The 17,981-nt window shown below is 64.7% G+C and carries 18 protein-coding genes; 3 read left to right on the forward strand and 15 right to left on the reverse strand.

Annotated elements, in window-relative coordinates:
- Positions 1-2: 2 nt before the first annotated feature.
- The 13 genes from WN72_RS26265 to WN72_RS26325 all read right to left on the reverse strand — a co-directional run bounded on the left by WN72_RS26265 (position 3) and on the right by WN72_RS26325 (position 12,850).
- Positions 3-236: a hypothetical protein gene (locus tag WN72_RS26265; protein ID WP_027559359.1), complete on the reverse strand. Its 234-nt coding sequence runs from the start codon at positions 234-236 to the stop codon at positions 3-5.
- 8 nt (positions 237-244) lie between these two features.
- On the reverse strand, positions 245-1,600 hold the full coding sequence (locus tag WN72_RS26270; RefSeq protein WP_092214112.1) for a pyruvate dehydrogenase complex dihydrolipoamide acetyltransferase: 1,356 nt from the start codon (positions 1,598-1,600) through the stop codon (positions 245-247).
- A gap of 63 nt (positions 1,601-1,663) precedes the next feature.
- Positions 1,664-2,116: a nucleoside deaminase gene (locus WN72_RS26275; protein WP_027559361.1), complete on the reverse strand. Its 453-nt coding sequence runs from the start codon at positions 2,114-2,116 to the stop codon at positions 1,664-1,666.
- Positions 2,117-2,118: 2 nt separating this feature from the next.
- Entirely contained in the window at positions 2,119-2,421 is a 303-nt protein-coding gene (locus WN72_RS26280) for a DUF5076 domain-containing protein (protein ID WP_027559362.1), read from the reverse strand.
- Between the two features lie 3 nt (positions 2,422-2,424).
- Positions 2,425-3,807 (reverse strand): pyruvate dehydrogenase complex E1 component subunit beta, encoded by a 1,383-nt coding sequence (locus WN72_RS26285; protein WP_092214110.1) that lies wholly within the window; start codon positions 3,805-3,807, stop codon positions 2,425-2,427.
- A 29-nt stretch (positions 3,808-3,836) separates the two neighbouring features.
- The gene (pdhA, locus tag WN72_RS26290) at positions 3,837-4,859 is read right to left on the reverse strand and encodes a pyruvate dehydrogenase (acetyl-transferring) E1 component subunit alpha (RefSeq protein WP_092214108.1); all 1,023 of its coding nucleotides are present in this window, start codon (positions 4,857-4,859) and stop codon (positions 3,837-3,839) included.
- A gap of 257 nt (positions 4,860-5,116) precedes the next feature.
- Entirely contained in the window at positions 5,117-6,496 is a 1,380-nt protein-coding gene (locus tag WN72_RS26295; RefSeq protein WP_244553696.1) for a glycerophosphodiester phosphodiesterase family protein, read from the reverse strand.
- A gap of 166 nt (positions 6,497-6,662) precedes the next feature.
- Positions 6,663-8,180 (reverse strand): aldehyde dehydrogenase, encoded by a 1,518-nt coding sequence (gene adh, locus WN72_RS26300; protein ID WP_027559366.1) that lies wholly within the window; start codon positions 8,178-8,180, stop codon positions 6,663-6,665.
- Positions 8,181-8,370: 190 nt separating this feature from the next.
- Positions 8,371-9,330 carry a helix-turn-helix domain-containing protein gene (locus WN72_RS26305; protein ID WP_167380699.1) on the reverse strand — a complete coding sequence of 320 codons (960 nt, stop codon included), beginning with the start codon at positions 9,328-9,330 and terminating at the stop codon, positions 8,371-8,373.
- Positions 9,331-9,545: 215 nt separating this feature from the next.
- Complete coding sequence (locus tag WN72_RS26310; protein WP_027559368.1) at positions 9,546-9,863, reverse strand: FtsB family cell division protein; 318 nt, start codon at positions 9,861-9,863, stop codon at positions 9,546-9,548.
- Between the two features lie 190 nt (positions 9,864-10,053).
- The gene (locus WN72_RS26315; protein WP_027559369.1) at positions 10,054-10,605 is read right to left on the reverse strand and encodes an NADPH-dependent FMN reductase; all 552 of its coding nucleotides are present in this window, start codon (positions 10,603-10,605) and stop codon (positions 10,054-10,056) included.
- A gap of 183 nt (positions 10,606-10,788) precedes the next feature.
- Positions 10,789-11,787 carry an MBL fold metallo-hydrolase gene (locus tag WN72_RS26320; RefSeq protein WP_027559370.1) on the reverse strand — a complete coding sequence of 333 codons (999 nt, stop codon included), beginning with the start codon at positions 11,785-11,787 and terminating at the stop codon, positions 10,789-10,791.
- Between the two features lie 118 nt (positions 11,788-11,905).
- Positions 11,906-12,850 (reverse strand): AraC family transcriptional regulator, encoded by a 945-nt coding sequence (locus tag WN72_RS26325; protein WP_035729687.1) that lies wholly within the window; start codon positions 12,848-12,850, stop codon positions 11,906-11,908.
- A 123-nt stretch (positions 12,851-12,973) separates the two neighbouring features.
- On the opposite strand from WN72_RS26325, the gene WN72_RS26330 reads away from it, so the two are divergent.
- Entirely contained in the window at positions 12,974-13,711 is a 738-nt protein-coding gene (locus WN72_RS26330; RefSeq protein ID WP_092214105.1) for an SDR family oxidoreductase, read from the forward strand.
- Between the two features lie 35 nt (positions 13,712-13,746).
- On the opposite strand, the gene WN72_RS26335 is transcribed toward WN72_RS26330, so the two are convergent.
- Together WN72_RS26335 and eno are read right to left on the reverse strand one after the other, a co-directional pair.
- Positions 13,747-14,880, reverse strand: a complete 1,134-nt coding sequence (locus tag WN72_RS26335) for a zinc-binding dehydrogenase (RefSeq protein ID WP_092214104.1) — start codon at positions 14,878-14,880, stop codon at positions 13,747-13,749.
- A gap of 48 nt (positions 14,881-14,928) precedes the next feature.
- Complete coding sequence (eno, locus tag WN72_RS26340) at positions 14,929-16,212, reverse strand: phosphopyruvate hydratase (RefSeq protein WP_092214348.1); 1,284 nt, start codon at positions 16,210-16,212, stop codon at positions 14,929-14,931.
- Between the two features lie 174 nt (positions 16,213-16,386).
- On the opposite strand from eno, the gene WN72_RS26345 reads away from it, so the two are divergent.
- Positions 16,387-17,364, forward strand: coding sequence for a Vgb family protein (locus WN72_RS26345; RefSeq protein ID WP_092214102.1), 978 nt, complete (start codon positions 16,387-16,389; stop codon positions 17,362-17,364).
- 96 nt (positions 17,365-17,460) lie between these two features.
- On the forward strand, positions 17,461-17,934 hold the full coding sequence (queF, locus tag WN72_RS26350; protein WP_092214100.1) for a preQ(1) synthase: 474 nt from the start codon (positions 17,461-17,463) through the stop codon (positions 17,932-17,934).
- Positions 17,935-17,981 lie beyond the last annotated feature (47 nt).

A 17,981-nucleotide genomic window follows, 5' to 3' on the forward strand; every position in this document is an offset into this window, starting at 1 on the left:
ACTCAAGCGGTCGTTGCGCCGCGGGCGCGGCGTTTGAAGACGAAGGTTCTGATCAGCCATTCCAAGAGAATGACTGCCGCCATGATGGCGAAGATGGTGAGCGCGATCGGCCCCCAGATGTTGCGCGACAGCGCTTCACCGGCAAAGAAGGCGGCCTCAATGATCTCGCGGCCGAACGGGCTGAGCGTGAGGATCAGCGAAACCAGCATCGAGATCCAGGGCCAGCGCGTCGTCATGCGCCATCTCAAACCATCATCATGACGGGATTTTCAATCAGCTGCTTGAACGCGCCGATCAGCTCGGCGCCGAGCGCGCCGTCGATGGCGCGGTGATCGCAGGACAAGGTCACGCTCATCATGTGCGCGATCTCGATCTTGCCGCCGCGCACGACGGGACGCTCCTCGCTGGTGCCGACCGCGAGGATCGTGGCATGCGGCGGGTTGATCACGGCGGTGAAGTGGCTGATGCCGTACATGCCGAGGTTGGAGACCGCCGTGGTGCCGCCCTGATACTCCTCGGGCTTCAGCTTGCGCGAGCGGGCGCGCGCGGCGAAATCCTTCATCTCGTTGGAGATGGTCGAGAGCGTCTTGGTCTCGGCCTTGCGGATGATCGGCGTGATCAGGCCGCCGGGCATCGCGACCGCGACGCCGACGTCGGAATGGTGATGCTTGACCATGCCGCTTTCGGTCCAGCTGACATTGCAGTTCGGGATCTTCTGCAGCGCCACCGCCATCGCCTTGATGACGAAGTCGTTGACCGAGATCTTGTAGAGCGGCTTCTTCTCCTTGTCCTTTGGCGCAGCGGCGTTGATCTCCTCGCGCGCGGCGAGCAGCTTGCCGATGTCGCAGTCGATGGTGAGATAGAAGTGCGGAACGTTCTGGATCGACGCAGTCAGGCGCTGCGCAATGGTGCGGCGCATGCCGTCATGCGGGACGATGTCGTAGGAGCCCGGCTCGAACAGCGACAGGATCTGCTTGTCCGACATGGTCGGCGCGATCGAGGGCGCGCCTGACGGCGCCGCGGCAGGTGCCTTGAGGCCCTTGCCGGACTTGGCCTGCTCGACGTCGCGCGCCACCACGCGGCCGTGCGGGCCGGTGCCGGCGACCATGCCGACATCGATGCCGGCTTCCTTAGCGAGACGGCGCGCCAGCGGCGAGGAGAACACGCGGCCGCCATGGCCGTTGGCTTGCGCGGCGGGCGCAGCAGCCTGCGGCGCAGCTGCGGCAGCAGGCGGCGGCGCAGCCTTGGGCGCGGCGGGCGCAGGCGCGGGAGCTGCAGCAGCCGCGGGAGCCTCAGCGGCTTTCGGCGGCGCGGCTGAGGCGCTCGGCTTGGCGGCACCGGCCGCCTTCACATCCTCGCCCTCGCCGGCGAGCACCGCGATCACGTCATTGACGGGCACGTCCTGCGTCCCTTCGGGCACCAGGATCTTGGCGATCGTGCCCTCGTCGATGGCCTCGACCTCCATGGTCGCCTTGTCGGTCTCGATCTCGGCGATGACGTCGCCGGATTTGACCTTGTCGCCTTCCTTCTTCAGCCACTTGGCGAGGTTGCCCTTCTCCATCGTCGGCGAGAGAGCGGGCATCAGGATGTTGATAGGCATGCTGACCTCACGAAGAACTTCTCAAAACGTCGTCCCCGAGAGCGAGGACGAACAGGACCAGGTTTAGTTGCCGATGTCGCCCTGCCACAGGCGCTCATTGGCGGGATTGGAACGCCACGTCTTCATCATGGTGATGGAGCGGTCGTCGGCAAGATCGATCCAGGGGATGCCGAACTTGTCGAGAATGTCCTTGGAGCCCTCGAAGGTGACGGATTCCCCGATCACCACGAGCTTGACCTTGAACAAAGCGAGCGCGCCGGCGCACATCGAGCACGGCGACAGCGTGGTGTACATGACGGTGTCGTGGAACGAGATCGCGCCGGCCGCACGCAGGCAGCTCATCTCGCCGTGCAGGATGACGTTGTTCTCCTGCACGCGGTTGTTGTGGCCGCGGGCGATGATCTTGTTGTCGCGCGTCAGCACGGCGCCGATCGGCAGGCCGCCCTGCGCAATCGAGTCCTGCGCCTCGCGGATCGCCTCGAGCATGAAATCGTAATGATGGGATTCGATCGCCACGGTCAGTGCCCCTTCCCGCGCGGCGTCGTCGTGCCGGTGTCGGTGGGACGCTCGATCTCGGCCTGGAACATGTCGAGGATCCGGTTCAGCGCGTCTTCCTCGGTATATTCGCTCTCGCGCGCATAGGCGCGCGCGGCGTGGCGGGCGAGATCGACCAGCAGCAGCCCCCACATGTCGGGCTCCTCGAAGGCCCGCTGGAACGCCATCGACAGCCCGCCGTCCAGCACGAACACGCGCAGGATCTCGACCGCATCCTCGCGGGTCATGACGTCGGGTGGCAGTGGCTGCTCCTTGGGGCCCGCCATGGTCTACCTGTAGCAGACGGCTTTGGCGGCCTCGACGACTTCCGCCGCCGAGGGCAGCGCGAGCTTCTCCAGGTTGGAGGCATAGGGCATCGGCACGTCCTTGCCGGAGACGCGCGTAACAGGCGCGTCGAGATAGTCGAAGGCGTTCTCCATGATGCGCGCGGCGATCTCGGCGCCGACGCCACTCTGGGCCCAACCCTCTTCCACGGTGACGGCGCGCCCCGTCTTCTTGACGGAGTTGACGATGGTCTCGGTGTCCATCGGGCGCAGCGTGCGCAGGTCGATCACCTCGGCCTCGATGCCCTCCTTGGCGAGCTCGTCGGCGGCCTTGAGCGCATAGGTCATGCCGTTCGACCACGAGATGATGGTGACGTGGGAGCCCGAGCGCACGATGCGCGCCTTGCCGATCGGGATCACGAAATCGTCGAGCTTCGGCACCTCACCGGTGTGGCCGTAAAGCACCTCGTTCTCGAGGAAGATCACCGGATTGGGGTCGCGGATCGCGGCCTTGAGCAGGCCCTTGTAATCGGCGGCCGAGAACGGCGCGACGACCTTGAGGCCCGGAATGTTCGAGTACCAGGACGAATAATCCTGGCTGTGCTGGGCGGCAACGCGGGCTGCCGCACCGTTGGGCCCACGGAACACGATCGAGCAGCCCATCTGTCCACCGGACATGTAGAGCGTCTTGGCCGCGGAGTTGATGATCTGGTCGATCGCCTGCATGGCGAAGTTGAAGGTCATGAACTCGACGATCGGCTTGAGGCCCGTCATGGCGGCACCGACGCCGACGCCGGCGAAGCCGTGCTCGGTGATCGGGGTGTCGATGACGCGCTTGGCGCCGAACTCCTGGAGCAGGCCTTGCGTGACCTTGTAGGCGCCCTGATATTCGGCGACCTCTTCGCCCATGACGAAGACGTCGGCGTCGCGGCGCATCTCTTCGGCCATGGCGTCGCGCAGCGCTTCGCGGATGGTCTGCGTCACCATCTCGGTGCCGGCGGGCACTTCCGGATCGGGCTCGGCGACGGCCTGCGGCGCGGGTGCAGCCTTGGGAGCTGGCGCCTCGGCCTTTGCGGCGGCGGGCGGCGCGGACTCCGCAGCCTTCGCGGCCGGTGCAGAGGCTTTCGCGAGATCAGCCGCGCTCTCACCATCGGCGAGAATGGTCGCGATCGGCGTGTTCACCGCGACGTCGGCGGTCCCCTCGGGGATCAGGATCTTGCCGAGCGTCCCCTCATCGGTCGCCTCGACCTCCATCGTCGCCTTGTCGGTCTCGATCTCGGCGATGACGTCGCCAGACTTGATCTGCTCGCCCTCTTTCTTGAGCCACTTGGCGAGGTTGCCCTTCTCCATCGTGGGCGACAGCGCGGGCATCAGCACTTGAATTGGCATATCGACTCCAAAAGAAAGCTTGCGCGCGTTCAGCGGTAAACGTCGGTCCAGAGCTCGGCGGCATCCGGCTCGGGATCATGCTGGGCAAAGTCGGCGGACGCATTGACGATGTCGCGCACCTCGGCGTCGATCGCCTTGAGATCGGCCTCGCTGACCTTGGCCGCGAGCAAGCGGTTGCGCACCTGCTCGATCGGGTCCTGGTCGTGGCGAACCTTCTCGACCTCCTCGCGCGTGCGATACTTTGCAGGGTCGGACATCGAGTGGCCGCGATAGCGGTAGGTCTGCATCTCCAGGATGAAGGGGCCCTTGCCGGCGCGGCACCAGGCCGCCGCCTCGTCGCCCGCAGCCTTCACGGCGCGGACGTCCATGCCGTCGACCTGCCTGCCGGGAATGTTGAAGGACGCACCGCGCTTGGAGAAGTCTTGCTGGGCAGAGGCGCGCGAGACCGAGGTGCCCATGGCGTAACGGTTGTTCTCGATGACGTAGATCACCGGCAGCTTCCACAGCTCGGCCATGTTGAAGCTCTCATAGACCTGGCCCTGGTTGGCCGCACCGTCGCCGAAATAGGTGACGCTGACGCTGTCGTTGCCGCGATAGTGATTGGCGAAGGCGAGGCCCGTGCCGAGCGAGACCTGGGCGCCGACGATGCCGTGACCGCCGTAGAAGTGCTTCTCCTTGCTGAACATGTGCATGGAGCCGCCCTTGCCCTTGGAATAGCCGCCGCGGCGGCCCGTGAGCTCGGCCATGACGCCGTTGGCGTCCATGCCGGTGGCGAGCATATGGCCGTGGTCGCGATAGCCGGTGATGACCTGATCGCCCTCTTTCAGAGCCATCTGCATGCCGACCACCACGGCCTCCTGGCCGATATAGAGATGGCAGAAGCCGCCGATCGCACCCATGCCGTAGAGCTGGCCGGCCTTTTCCTCGAACCGCCGGATCAGGAGCATGTCGCGGAGCGCCTTGAGCTCCTGTTCCCTGGTGAATTCCGGGGGCGAACCGCCGTCGGTCTTGTCCTGCGCAGCGCCTGCGGCGGCTTTCTTGGGTGCGGCCATGGGAATTCCGGGTCAGAGAAAACTTCAGCCCTCTCTAACCCAAGTCAAACGCGGTTGGAAAGCACCGCAACGGAATAGCACGATTTTCATTATGCCGCACTGCAACGTGGCCGAAACTTTGCAAAACCTTTGGCGCCGATTGGGCAACATTAGCTCCGCGCCAATACAGGCCGTGCCAGCAGATGCGGCAAGCATATCGGACACGCGCATCCCACGAGCAGAGACCCTTGGCGCGTGTCCGATTCGTACCGTCGGCCTTACCAGCCGAGCTCGCGCAGATAGGCTGTGCGGGCGGCAACGGCGGTGTGCGTGAAGTCGGTGAAGACCCCATCCACGCCGAGACGGAAAAATTTGAGATATTCGAGACCGGGATCGCCGTGATAATCGGCGGCGAGATATTTCTTCTCGTTCCGGAATGTGAAGACGTGCACGAACAGGCCGAGCTTGTGCGCGCCGGCAACGAGGCTGGTCGGCTCCTGCGTCGATGCCTCCGGGGTCGATCCCTTGTAGGGCGTGCCGTCGGCGTTGCTGTCCTTCCACGGCACGATCTTGAGCGGCACGATATAGGCCTTCCACGGCCCGATGCCGTCGGCATAGGCCTTGATCTCGGCAAGGCCCTCAGGGGTCAGCATCGCATCGTAGAGGCGCGCATCACCCGCAACCGTCCAGTCGAACGGACGTGAGCTCGTGATGTTGTTGAGCAGCACCTTGCCGGTCTTGAAGTCGATGCCGTTGCCGTCGATGAGCTGAACCTGCCGCGTCTGAAGCCCATGGCTGCGCATATATTTCAGGCTGCCGGGCTCGAAGCTCTGGACCAGGATGGGCGCATCCTTGGTGTTGAGGCCATTGTCCTTGATGATCTTGATCAGGGCATCCTCGAGCGGACGGCTGCCGGGCGCACCGCAGCCGTTTGCGATGGCCTGGGCATTGTTCCAGGTCGGGTTCTTGGTCTCGGGATAGACCAGGATGGGACGCCCGGTCGCCTTGCCCTTGGCCTTGGCGATGTCGATGACGTCCTGGAAGCTGATGACCGGGAATTTGCCGTTGAAGACTTTTGGCCGTTCGTTGGCGGCATCGTAGGTCGTGCCGGCGATCCATTCCTTCAGCTCGGCCATGGTGAAGTCGGTGATCGACCAGTCATTGGTGTGGTCCTCGCCGTCCACGATCAGCGACTTCAGCACCGATTTCGGATCGGCGGGATCCGTAAGATCAGTCAGATAATCAGCAGGCGCGGTCGGGGAAGCCGGCGCCTTGACGCGCACGCCGGGCACGGTGCGCTTGCGGGCCGCAACAGTCGCGTTGGTCTTGGCGACCTCGGCCACATTGGTGTTGTCGCTGAGCCAGGGGTTATGGCGCACCACCAGGACGCAGTCCTTGGTCAGGTGCAAATCCTCTTCGAGCGCGTCGGTGCCGAGTGCCGCGGCAAGCTCGTACGATGCCTCGGTCTCTTCGGCCACCAACCCCGGCAGGCCGCGATGGCCGAGGATCAGCGGCGGCTTGCCGTCGAGGGTCGGGACCTGCTTGGCACCAGCCGGAGCCGGGCCGGTCTGTGCGAAGGCCATCGACAAAGGAAGGAGCGCCGCGCCGAACAGCATCGCTCCAATACGCACCGTTCGACGTGAACGATTGTCCTGCATGACAAGCCTCCATCTTTGCGCAGCATCGCGTCAAAACGCCACAAGGGCGAGCCTGTCGTCTTGTCCCAATTCTCTGACAGGCGGATGACGGCGGGTGCGCAATGATAGATGCGCACAGGCGCCGCCGCCATGACGCCGCCTGTGCCTTGCCATCAGGGCTTGCCGATCAGAAGAAACCGAGCTTCTTCGGGCTATAGCTGACCAGGAGGTTCTTGGTCTGCTGATAGTGATCGAGCATCATCTTGTGGGTCTCGCGCCCGACGCCGGACTGCTTGTAGCCGCCGAAGGCCGCATGCGCGGGATAGGCATGGTAGCAGTTGGTCCAGACCCGGCCGGCCTGGATCGCCCTTCCGAAGCGGTAGCAGCGGTTGGCATCGCGGCTCCAGACGCCGGCCCCGAGGCCATAGAGCGTGTCGTTGGCGATCGCGAGCGCCTCATCGTCGGTCTTGAAGGTCGTGACCGAGACCACGGGGCCAAAGATCTCCTCCTGGAAGATGCGCATCTTGTTGTTGCCTTCGAACACCGTCGGCTGGACGTAGAAGCCGCCGGCGAGATCGCCCGCGAGCTCGGCGCGTCCGCCGCCGGCCAGCACCTTGGCGCCCTCCTGCTTGCCGATGTCGATATAGGAGAGGATCTTTGCGAGCTGCTCGCTGGAGGCCTGTGCGCCGATCATGGTGTCGGCCGCGCGCGGATCGCCCTGCTTGATCGCGGCGACGCGCTTGAGCGCGCGCTCCATGAAGCGGTCATAGATGTCGGCGTGGACCAGCGCCCGGCTCGGACAAGTGCAAACCTCGCCCTGGTTCAGCGCGAACATGACGAAGCCTTCGATCGCCTTGTCGAAGAAATCGTCGTCCTCGGCGGTGACGTCGCTGAAGAAGATGTTCGGCGATTTGCCGCCGAGCTCCAGCGTCACGGGGATCAGGTTCTGGCTGGCATATTGCATGATCAGCCGGCCGGTCGTGGTCTCGCCCGTGAAGGCGATCTTCGCAATCCGCGGGCTGGAGGCGAGCGGCTTGCCGGCCTCGAGGCCAAAACCGTTGACGATGTTGAGGACGCCTGGGGGCAGGAGATCGCCGATGATCTCGGCCCAGACCATGATCGATGCCGGCGTCTGCTCGGCCGGCTTGAGCACCACGCAATTGCCGGCGGCGAGCGCGGGGGCGAGCTTCCAGCACGCCATCAACAATGGGAAGTTCCAGGGAATGATCTGGCCGACCACGCCGAGCGGCTCGTGGAAATGATAGGCGATGGTGTCGTGGTCGATCTCGCCGATCGAGCCTTCCTGCGCGCGGACGACGCCGGCGAAGTAGCGGAAGTGATCGATCGCCAGCGGCAGGTCGGCGGCGCGGGTCTCGCGGATCGGCTTGCCGTTGTCCCAGGTCTCGGCGATTGCGAGGCGCTCGAGATTCTCCTCCATGCGGTCGGCGATCTTGTTCAGGATCGCGGCGCGCTCGGCGACGCTGGTGCGTCCCCACGCGGCCTTGGCAGCATGGGCCGCATCGAGCGCGGCCTCGACGTCCTGCGCATCGGAGCGCGCAATCTTGCAGACGATCTGGCCGTTCACCGGCGAGGCATTGTCGAAATATTTGCCGGCGATGGGTGCTGTGAACTTGCCGCCGATGAAATTGTCGTAGCGTTCGGCGAAGGGGCTTTGGGTGACGCCGAGGAATTCCACCTTGTTCATTGCTCACTCCCAATGTTGATGTTTGCGCGATCCGCCGTGTGTTCACGACTTGCGCCGACGATCTCGCGGGAGATGGTTTCTGTCAGCCCTGATAGAAACGATGGCCGGGCGGGAGTGTCGCAGTTCTGCGACAGTCGCGGGGGAGATGGGACGCTCGCGGCCTCCACATCGTCATTGCGAGGACGATGGCCTAATGCCTGATATCGAACCGCTTCAGCTTCCGGTGCAGCGTGGCGCGGCTGACGCCGAGGGCTTTGGCGGCGGCCGAGACATTGCCGCCGGCGCGGAGCAGCGCCCGCTGCAACACCGCGCGCTGGCCGCCGGCAAGGTGATCATGCGCGGCATCGCCACCGAGCAGATCGGCCGCGGGCACCGGCCGCATCGCCCTGCCCGGCGCGATCCCCAGTCCCGCGCGGGCGGTGCGGGTCGCGCCGATCACGAGATCGTCCGCATCGACCGCGACGAGGCCGATCGACTGGCCGTCCGGACCTTGCGTCAGCACGATGCGGGCATGAGCAAACGCCCGGCGAAACAAGTCGGCCTCGATGCGCCTTGCCGCCTCGCCGGCCGCGAGCGCGATCAGGCTGGAGAACGCATCGGTGCGGTCGGCGCGGCAGGAGGAGACGTCGAGCACACCGGCGAAAGCTGCCTCGTGATCGTAGATCGGAACGGCGGTGCAGCTCAGCAGCGTGTTGCGGGTGAAGAAGTGCTGATCACGGTCGATCGTCAGCGGCCGCTGCTCGACGACGCAGGTGCCGATGCCGTTGGTGCCCTCATACTCCTCGCTCCAGAGCGCGCCGGTCCACAGGCCCCAGGACTGGAACGTGGCATCGTCGGCCGGCGTGCCGCGGCGGTCGACCGGCACGCCCTCGACGTCGGCGAGCAGCACGCAGCAGCCGGCCGCGCCGACAGCCTGATAGAGCCGGTCTATGGCGCCTTGCGCGGCGGCAAGCAGCGGCGCGACGCGCTCGCGCGCCTGCCGCAACTCGGCGTCGCTGAGCCACACCGGCAGATTGCGGCCGGCGGGATCGAGATGATGCAATCGGGACGAACGGCACCATGAGGCCACCAGCGCGGACCGCGCGGCCTGGCCTGACGCAATGGCGGCCTCGACACGGGCCGCGTGATGCCGGGACATTGGCCCATTCATCACTGTTTCCTCCGGGTGGCAGTCTAGGCTGTGCCGGCACGACCCGGTTGATCTGCGTCAACTCAGGCCGACAGCGTGGGAAGGCATGAGCCCGCACCGGCACTGCCGTCAAGCGGCAGTCCGGTTCCACGCTTGCGGCTTTCGGTAGAATTGATCGACGCGTGCCGGATTTCGGCAGCGGCTTTCGATGCGGCTTTCGAATGGAGCGGAAAGCGCTACTTGGCCGGGATCATCCGAACGAGATCATGCGGATTGACGTAGTCGAGCTGGAAGCGCGCCCGCTCGTCGAGCATGTCGGGATCGATCTTGTCGGTGCGCAGCAGCGACACGCGCTGCTCGCTCCTGGCGCGCTCGCGCTTGAGCTGCGCCAGCTCGCTCGTCAGCGCGATGATCTCCTGGTCGAGCTCCTGGCGGGCGTTGAGGCCGTATTTGCCGGTATAGGCGTTGACGCCGAAATAGCCGACGATCGCGACCGCCATCGCATAGAGGGCAAGGCCGGTCAGGATCGATTTCAGGCGCGCGCGGGAGACCATCTCGGGAAGATGGGGCAGCTTGGTTAAGGGAGTGTTAGTGCGCCCTGCCCGTTCGTCGGTCTGCCGACCCCATCGTCATGGCCGGGCTTGTCCCGGCCATCCACGCCTTGGCCCGCGGCGACGAAGAACGTGGATGCCCGGCACAAGGCCGGGCATGACGGAGAGGTTGAGCAAGCTTAAGCGGAGAGCCTCAGCCGTGGTGCTTCGCGACGTGCGCGGCGAAGGCGTCGATATAGGCCTGGAGCACGGGCTTGAGCGAGTCCTTGGTCAGGTTGCCCTCCGCATCGAAGGCATCGCCGACCGCGTTCAGATAGGTCTCCGGCTGCTGCATGATCGGGCCGGCAATGCCCGGCAGGATGTTCTGCAGCGTCTTGGCCGCACTGACGCCGCCGAGCGGGCCCGGCGAGTTCGAGACGATGCCGACCGGCTTGCCGTTGAACGAGCTCTTGCCATAGGGGCGCGAGGCGACGTCGATGGCGTTCTTGAGGACGCCCGGGATCGCGCGGTTGTATTCGGGGGTGACGAAGATGACGCCGTCGGACTTCTGGAGCTTGTCGCGGAAGGCCAGCCAGTCGGCCGGCGGCGCGCCCTCGAGGTCCTGGTTGAAGAACGAGATGCCCCCGAGGGTGACGACCTCGAGCTTGAGCGAGGCAGGCGCGAGTTTTGCCAGCGCATTGGCGATCTTCAGCGAAAAGCTGTCCTTGCGCAGGCTGCCGGCGATGACGACGATGTTGTAGGCCATGGAGTGTCCTTGAGGGCTTGAGCGGGAGTGCCGGGGCGGCACTTAAGCGATCCGGATCGATGGATGCAAGTGCATGAACCGGTCCGATTTGGAAACGCTGCGTTTCGCGAAAGCAGATGGTGACCAAAAACAATCGGGCCGCCAAGTGGCGGCCCGATCTTTCGTGCGAATCTGCAAATCCACTCAGATCGTCGGATTCCACGCCGACGGGATCAGGCGATATTTGGCGCCGTCCTTCTCGACATGGCCGACCGAGGGGAAGGTGAAGTGGAAGCCGACGACAGTGGCCTTCTCCGCCGCGGCCATGTCGTAGAATTTGTGGCGGGTCTCCTGCGCCAGCGCGGGATCGTTGTCGAACGCTACGTGCCAATCCGGATTGCGCAGGAAGAATTCCGGAATGTTGGTGACGTCGGACTGGATCAGGACCTTCTTGTCGCCCGAGGCGACCGCGAACGAGGTGTGACCCGGCGTGTGGCCCGGCGTCGCGATCGAGGTGATGCCCGGCGCGACTTCCTTGCCCCACTCGTATTTCGTGACCTTGGACTCGAGGCCGTCAAAGGTCTTCTTCACGTTGGCGAAGTAGTTCTTCATCATCGGATTGGACTCGGCCTTGGCGGCGTTGTCAGCGCTGGTCCAGAACTCCCAGTCCTTGCCCGGCACCATGATCTCCGCATTCGGGAAGGCGAGCGCGCCGTCGGCGAGGCGAATGCCGTTGGTGTGGTCGGGATGCAGATGCGAGAGCAGCACCACATCGATGCTCTTGGGATCGACGCCGGCGGCCTGGAGGTTCTGCAGCGTGCGGCCGACCGCGCCCTTGCTCGGCTCGAGATTGGCGACGCCGTTGCCGGCGTCGATCAGCACCAGCTTGGGGCCGGTGTTGATGAGCTGCGGGTTGAACGGCACCGTGACCATGCCCTTGGGCATGTAGGCGGCCTCGCCTGCGGCGAGCGCCTCCTCCTTCGACAGGTTGCTGACGAATTTGTCGGGCATCGGGAAGGTGCGCGCACCGTCATTGATCGAGGTGCACTCGATGCTGCCGACCTTGTAGCGATAGAAGCCCGGCGCCTGTGTCCCGGCTGGCGGCACCGAGGCATCGGCGATGGTCGGGCGAAGCCCGGTGGCGGCAGCCGCGCCGATGGCGGCGGCGCCTGCGAGCAGATGACGGCGATTGAGATCAGTCATGGAGAGGTCCCCTTCTGAGCGCCCTGCGGTTTTTCCGCTTTCAATGGCGGCGGAATAATCTCCAGCTTCGCTCAGAAGGCAAGACCTTCTTTCGGTGACGTGCCGCCGCTCGTCACGATTATTTATTCGAAGTGGTGGGGAATTTTTCGCCAGTGGCATGTCTGCGCCAATACCGCTTCGGTGCATGGCCGTAGACGCGTTTGAAGGCATGCCCGAAGGCGCTCTCCGAAGAGTACCCGACCTGCGTCGCGGTTGCCGAACTCGTCGCTCCACGACGCAGCCGATCGCATGCAAGTCGCATGCGCCATCGAAGCAAATAGTCGAGCGGCGCCAGCCCCACCAATGACTTGAACCGCCTCGAAAATGCGGATCGCGACATGGCGGCTGCGCCGGCCAACGCATCCAGGGTCCAGGGGTGGGCGACGTCCGCATGCATCAACCTGATCGCCTTGCCGATCCTCGCATCGACCAATGCGCCGATCCATCCGAAGCCTTCGCTGGCGCTCTGATCCAGCGCCGCACGGAGCACCTGGATGAGCAGGACGTCGGCGAGCCTGTCGGTGAGAACGTCCGCGCCGATTCCCGTTCCCCTGATCTCGAGATCGAGAATCTGCAGCGTGGACTGAATGACGGTTGCCGACGGACTGCGCGACGGTATGAGCAGAAAGCGGGGCAGCGCATCGAGCAGCAATTCGGCGCCTGACGCTTCGATCGCAAAACTACCCGCAAGAAGAACGGTGTCGCTGCCCCCGCGACGCGCGACGTCGGATTGCGCCCAATCGAACGAAGCTATCCCGTCTTCGGGCGCCACGTCTTCGTCATTGGCCAGGACATAGGCCGGTGCATTCGCCAGCAGAAAACAGTCGCCGGTGGCGAGCCGGTGACTGGCTTCGTCGCCGAAGTCGATCCAGCAATCACCGCGGATGACCGCACCGAACTTCAGGGCGGGCTTGGCCGGGAACCGATACGACCAATTGCCGCCGGCCGCGAACCGCGTGCAGCGCGCGGCGCGAACATCCAGGAGCGAGAAGACTTGAGACAGAGGGTCGTGCGCTGGGTCCAAGGCTCAATCCGATACTCAATCCGATCGCTTGATCCGATCTCGACGATTTTCGAGCGCTTTGAGCATAGATCATCCGCGATCCCGATGCGAAGTTCATCTCGCAACACGCTGGAAGGAACATCCATGACGGGTATCGCAGGCAAGGTCATCGCGATTACGGGCGCGAGCAGCGGTATTGGCGAAGCCGCCGCCAGACTTCTCGCCGAACGGGGCGCCGTCGTGATCCTCGGCGCGAGGCGCGCCGAGAGGCTGGAAACGCTGGCCGCGAGCATTGCGTCAACGGGCGGAGAGGCTTTGTCTCGCGTCACTGACGTTCGACGACGCGACGATGTCGCCGCGCTGGTCGATCTGGCGAGAGACCGGTACGGAAAGCTGGATGTCCTGATCAACAATGCCGGGATCGCGCCGATTTCCCGACTGGATGATCTGAGGGTCGACGACTGGGATGACATGATAGACGTGAACGTGAAGGGCGTGCTCTACGGAATAGCTGCCGCCCTGCCCGTCTTCCGTCGCCAGGGCTTCGGCCATTTCGTCAATACATTGTCGACCGCCGGCATCAAGATCGTTCCAACGATGGCCGTCTATGCGGGATCAAAGAATGCCGTCAGGGCGATCTCCGAAGGGCTTCGTCAGGAAGCCGGCCCGGCCCTTCGGGTGACGAACATCTCCCCCGGTTACGTCGACACCGAACTGCCGTCCTCCATGACGGATTCGGCGTTACGGGAGCAAGGGCAGGCAAGCATGAAGGCGATCGCAATTCCGGCTAGCGCCATCGCGGAAGCGATGGCCTTCGCGATAGCGCAGCCGGATAGCGTGGACGTCGGCGAGATCGTTATCCGCCCCACCGCTCAGGCGTAAGTTCGATCAGGCCCGGACGCCGCCGCACGTCACGATTATTTATTTGGGTTGATGAGGAATTTTTCGCCGGTGGCGCGTTTGGCGTACACCGCGATGTTGGCGGGATCGAGCACCTCGGTCAGCGACACCACCTTGGTGTAGTGGCTGGCAAAGGTGGTCTTGAGCTCCGACGCCACGCGCTGGCGCAGGCGGCCGATCTCGGCCGGACCGATGTTCTGGAGGAACGGCGTCAACAGCCAGCCGCCGACGCCCCAGCTCAGGCCGAACGACCGGTTCAGCTCGGTCGGACGCGTGTCGAGGCTGCCGTAGATGTAGACATGCTTGTACACGTTGGAGCCGTAGCGGCTGTATTCCTTCGCGGTCTTGTTGGCCGCGACCTCCATCGCCGTGAGAATCTGGCTTGCGAGCTTGCCGCCGCCGATGGCGTCGAAGGCGATCGTGGCGCCGGTCTCGACCAGCGCATTGGTGAGATCGTCCATGAAGCTCGGCGCGGAGGAATCGACAACGTGCTTGGCGCCGATCTTGTGCAGGATGTCGGCCTGCTCCTTGCTGCGAACGATGTTGACGAGGCCGATGCCGTCCTTGATGCAGATCTTGTTGAGCATCTGGCCGAGGTTCGAGGCCGCGGCCGTGTGCACCAGCGCCTTATGGTTCTCGCGCCGCATCGTCTCGGTCATGCCGAGCGCGGTCAGCGGATTGACGAACCAGGACGCGCCGTCTGCGGCCGTGGTGCCCGCCGGCAGCTCCATGACGTCGCGGACCTTGAGCACGCGATACTGCGTGTACATGGCGCCGCCGATCATCGACACCGTCTTGCCCATCAGCGCTTTCGCAGCATCCGACGCACCGGTCGCGATCACCGTGCCGGCGCCCTCATTGCCGACCGGAAGTGACTGGTCGAACCTCGCCGCCATCATCCGCATCGCGCCCTCCGGCATCGTCGCGGTGATGACCGGCATCTCCTTGGTGCCGGACGCCCTGGCGGCCGACATGTCGGCCGCGCCGATCAACAGGCCGAGATCGGACGGATTGATCGGCGTCGCCTCGACGCGGACCACGACCTCGTCGTCCGCCGGCTCCGGAGTCGGGACATTCACGAGGGACAATTCCAGTTCGCCGCTCTTCTTGAGCAGCGAACGCAGTTGCAGTCCGGTCTTGCCGTCGCTCATGTCCGATCCTCCCTGTCCGTGTTTCGCGCTTCGCGCGGTGACGCTGGCTTACGCCAGCGCCTTCAGTGCCGCCTTGCCGCCATAGAGCGCCTGTTTGCCGAGTTGCTGCTCGATGCGCAGGAGCTGGTTGTATTTGGCGGTGCGATCGGAACGTGCAAGGGAGCCGGTCTTGATCTGACCGCAATTGGTGGCGACCGCGAGGTCGGCGATGGTGGAATCCTCGGTCTCGCCGGAGCGGTGCGACATGACGGAGGTATAGCCGTTCTTGTGCGCCATCTCGACAGCGGCGAGCGTCTCGGTCAGCGTGCCGATCTGGTTGACCTTGATCAGGATCGAGTTGGCGCGGCCGGCCTTGATGCCTTCGGCGAGGCGCTTGACGTTGGTGACGAAGAGGTCGTCGCCGACGAGCTGGCACTTCTTGCCGATGAGATCGGTCAGTTCCTTCCACCCGTCCATGTCGTCCTCCGACATGCCGTCCTCGATCGTCACGATCGGATAGCGGCCGACGAGGTCCGCGAGGTACTTGGCCTGCTCGGAGATCGAGCGGGTCTTGCCCTCGCCCTCATAGACGTACTTGCCGTCCTTGAAGAACTCGGTCGAGGCGCAGTCGAGGCCGAGCACGATGTCGGTCCCGGCCTTGTAGCCGGCCTTGCCGATCGCGTTCATGACGAATTCGAGCGCGGCGTCCGCCGACGGCAGGTTGGGCGCGAAGCCGCCCTCGTCGCCGACATTGGTGTTGTGGCCGGCCTTCTTCAGCTCCGACTTCAGCGTATGGAAGACCTCGGCGCCATAGCGCAGGCCCTCGGCGAAGGAGGACGCGCCGACCGGGAGGATCATGAACTCCTGGAAGTCGATCGGATTGTCGGCGTGCACGCCGCCATTGATGATATTCATCATCGGCACCGGCAGCAGCCGCGCCGAGGTGCCGCCGACGTAGCGATAGAGCGGCATGTCGAGCGAGTTCGCGGCCGCCTTGGCGCAGGCGAGCGAGACGCCGAGGATGGCATTGGCCCCGAGCCGGCTCTTGTTCGGCGTGCCGTCGAGGTCGATCATGATCTGGTCGATCTGGGCCTGCTGCTCGACGTCCAGGCCGCTCAGGGCCTCGAAGATCTCGCCGTTGACGGCGCCCACCGCCTTGGTGACGCCCTTGCCGAGATAGCGGGTCTTGTCGCCATCGCGCAGTTCCACCGCCTCATGGGCGCCGGTCGAGGCACCGGAGGGCACCGCAGCGCGGCCGAGCGCGCCATCTTCCAGCACGACGTCGACCTCAACGGTGGGATTGCCACGGCTATCGAGAATTTCGCGGCCGATAATGTCGATGATGGCGGTCATGATGTGCACTTCCGTTCGTTAGGGCTGATCGGTGCCGCGGGTCTTACACGGGCCGCAAGCAAATGTGAACGCTTGGAGGGCGGGCTTCGACTGACGCGTGAAGTGGCTCGGACTAAGCTTCACCCCGCCTGATCTGCGCGTCCAACCTCAAACTGAGACAGTCGGGGTAACGCCATGAATCGCCGCCAGTTTCTTGCCTCAAGCGCCGCCCTCCTCGCGACCCGTCCATCTTTTGCGCAGGAGGGTCCGTTCCGGACGAAATATTTCCCCATTAGCGCCGGCATTGGCCTGCACGACCTCGCCCCCGCGCCCGACGGCACGGTCTGGTTCACGGCCCAGGGCAAGGGCCTGCTCGGCAGGCTCGATCCCCGGGATGGCAGCTTCAAGACCGTCAGCCTCGGCCAGGGCGCCGCTCCGCACGGCGTCACCATCGGCCCCGACGGCGCGCCCTGGATCACCGAGGGTGGCCAGAACGCGATCGCGCGGGTCGATCCGTCTGATCTCAAGGTCACGCTGTTCCGACTGCCGGAAAAGTTCGCCTACGCCAATCTCAACACCGGCGTGTTCGACAAGACCGGCACCTACTGGTTCACCGGCCAGTCCGGCTACTACGGCCGGCTCAAGCCGACGTCGGGCGAGATGGATGTGTTCAAGGCAGCGAAGGGCGTCGGCCCCTACGGCATCGCGGTGACGCCCAAGGGCGACGTCTGGTACGCCTCGCTCGCCGGCAGCTACATCGCCAGGATCGATCTTGCGACCGGCAACGCCAGCGTGGTCGAACCGCCGACGCCGGACCAGGGCTCGCGGCGGGTCTGGTCGGATTCGAAGAACCGGATCTGGGTCAGCGAGTGGAATAGCGGGCACGTGTCGGTGCACGATCCCGCCGACGGCTCATGGAAAACGTGGAAGCTGCCGGGCGAACGCCCCCGCACCTATGCGGTTTATGTCGATAACAAGGACAAGGTCTGGCTCACCGATTTCTCCGCCAACGCGATCGTCCGCTTCGATCCCGCCACCGAGGCGTTCAACGTGTTCGCCAGCAACAAGGCCAATGCCAATGTCCGCCAACTCGACGGCCGCCCCGGCGAACTCTGGGGCTGCGAGTCCGGCAACGACCGGATCGTCGTGATCCAGACGATCGCTGCCGGTTGACGGCAGCGGCATTTGCGTCCATCCCGGCACCCTCTGGAGCGCGATCTTATCGCGTTCCGGTTTTTCGTTGAGCATGATCTTTCGGAAGACCGGATCATGCTCGAACAGGATGTAACGATGGCAAAAAAATCCCTCCAGCTCGGCCGCGCGGTCGAATGGCCGCACACGCCGGAAGAAGCCCAGCTCGACCGCGTGCCCAATCCGCAAAAGGGCACCGATTATCTGGTGCGCTTCACCGTGCCGGAATTCACCTCGCTCTGCCCGGTCACGGGGCAGCCGGATTTCGCGCATCTGATGATCGACTACGCGCCGGGCCAGTGGCTGCTGGAGTCGAAATCGCTCAAGCTCTACATCGCGAGCTTCCGCAACCACGGCGCCTTTCACGAGGACTGCACCGTGATGATCGGCAAGCGTATCGCGAGCGAGATCAAGCCGAAATGGCTGCGCATCGGCGGCTATTGGTATCCGCGCGGCGGCATCCCGATCGACGTGTTCTGGCAGACCGGCCGCGTGCCGAAGGGCCTGTGGGTGCCCGAGCAGGGTGTCGCGCCGTATCGCGGGCGGGGCTAGCGCGAGCTCAACCGCTGAGGGGCGCGTCCATATGATTATGCGGCGCC

This window comes from Bradyrhizobium arachidis, from assembly GCF_015291705.1.
Classification (GTDB): domain Bacteria; phylum Pseudomonadota; class Alphaproteobacteria; order Rhizobiales; family Xanthobacteraceae; genus Bradyrhizobium; species Bradyrhizobium arachidis.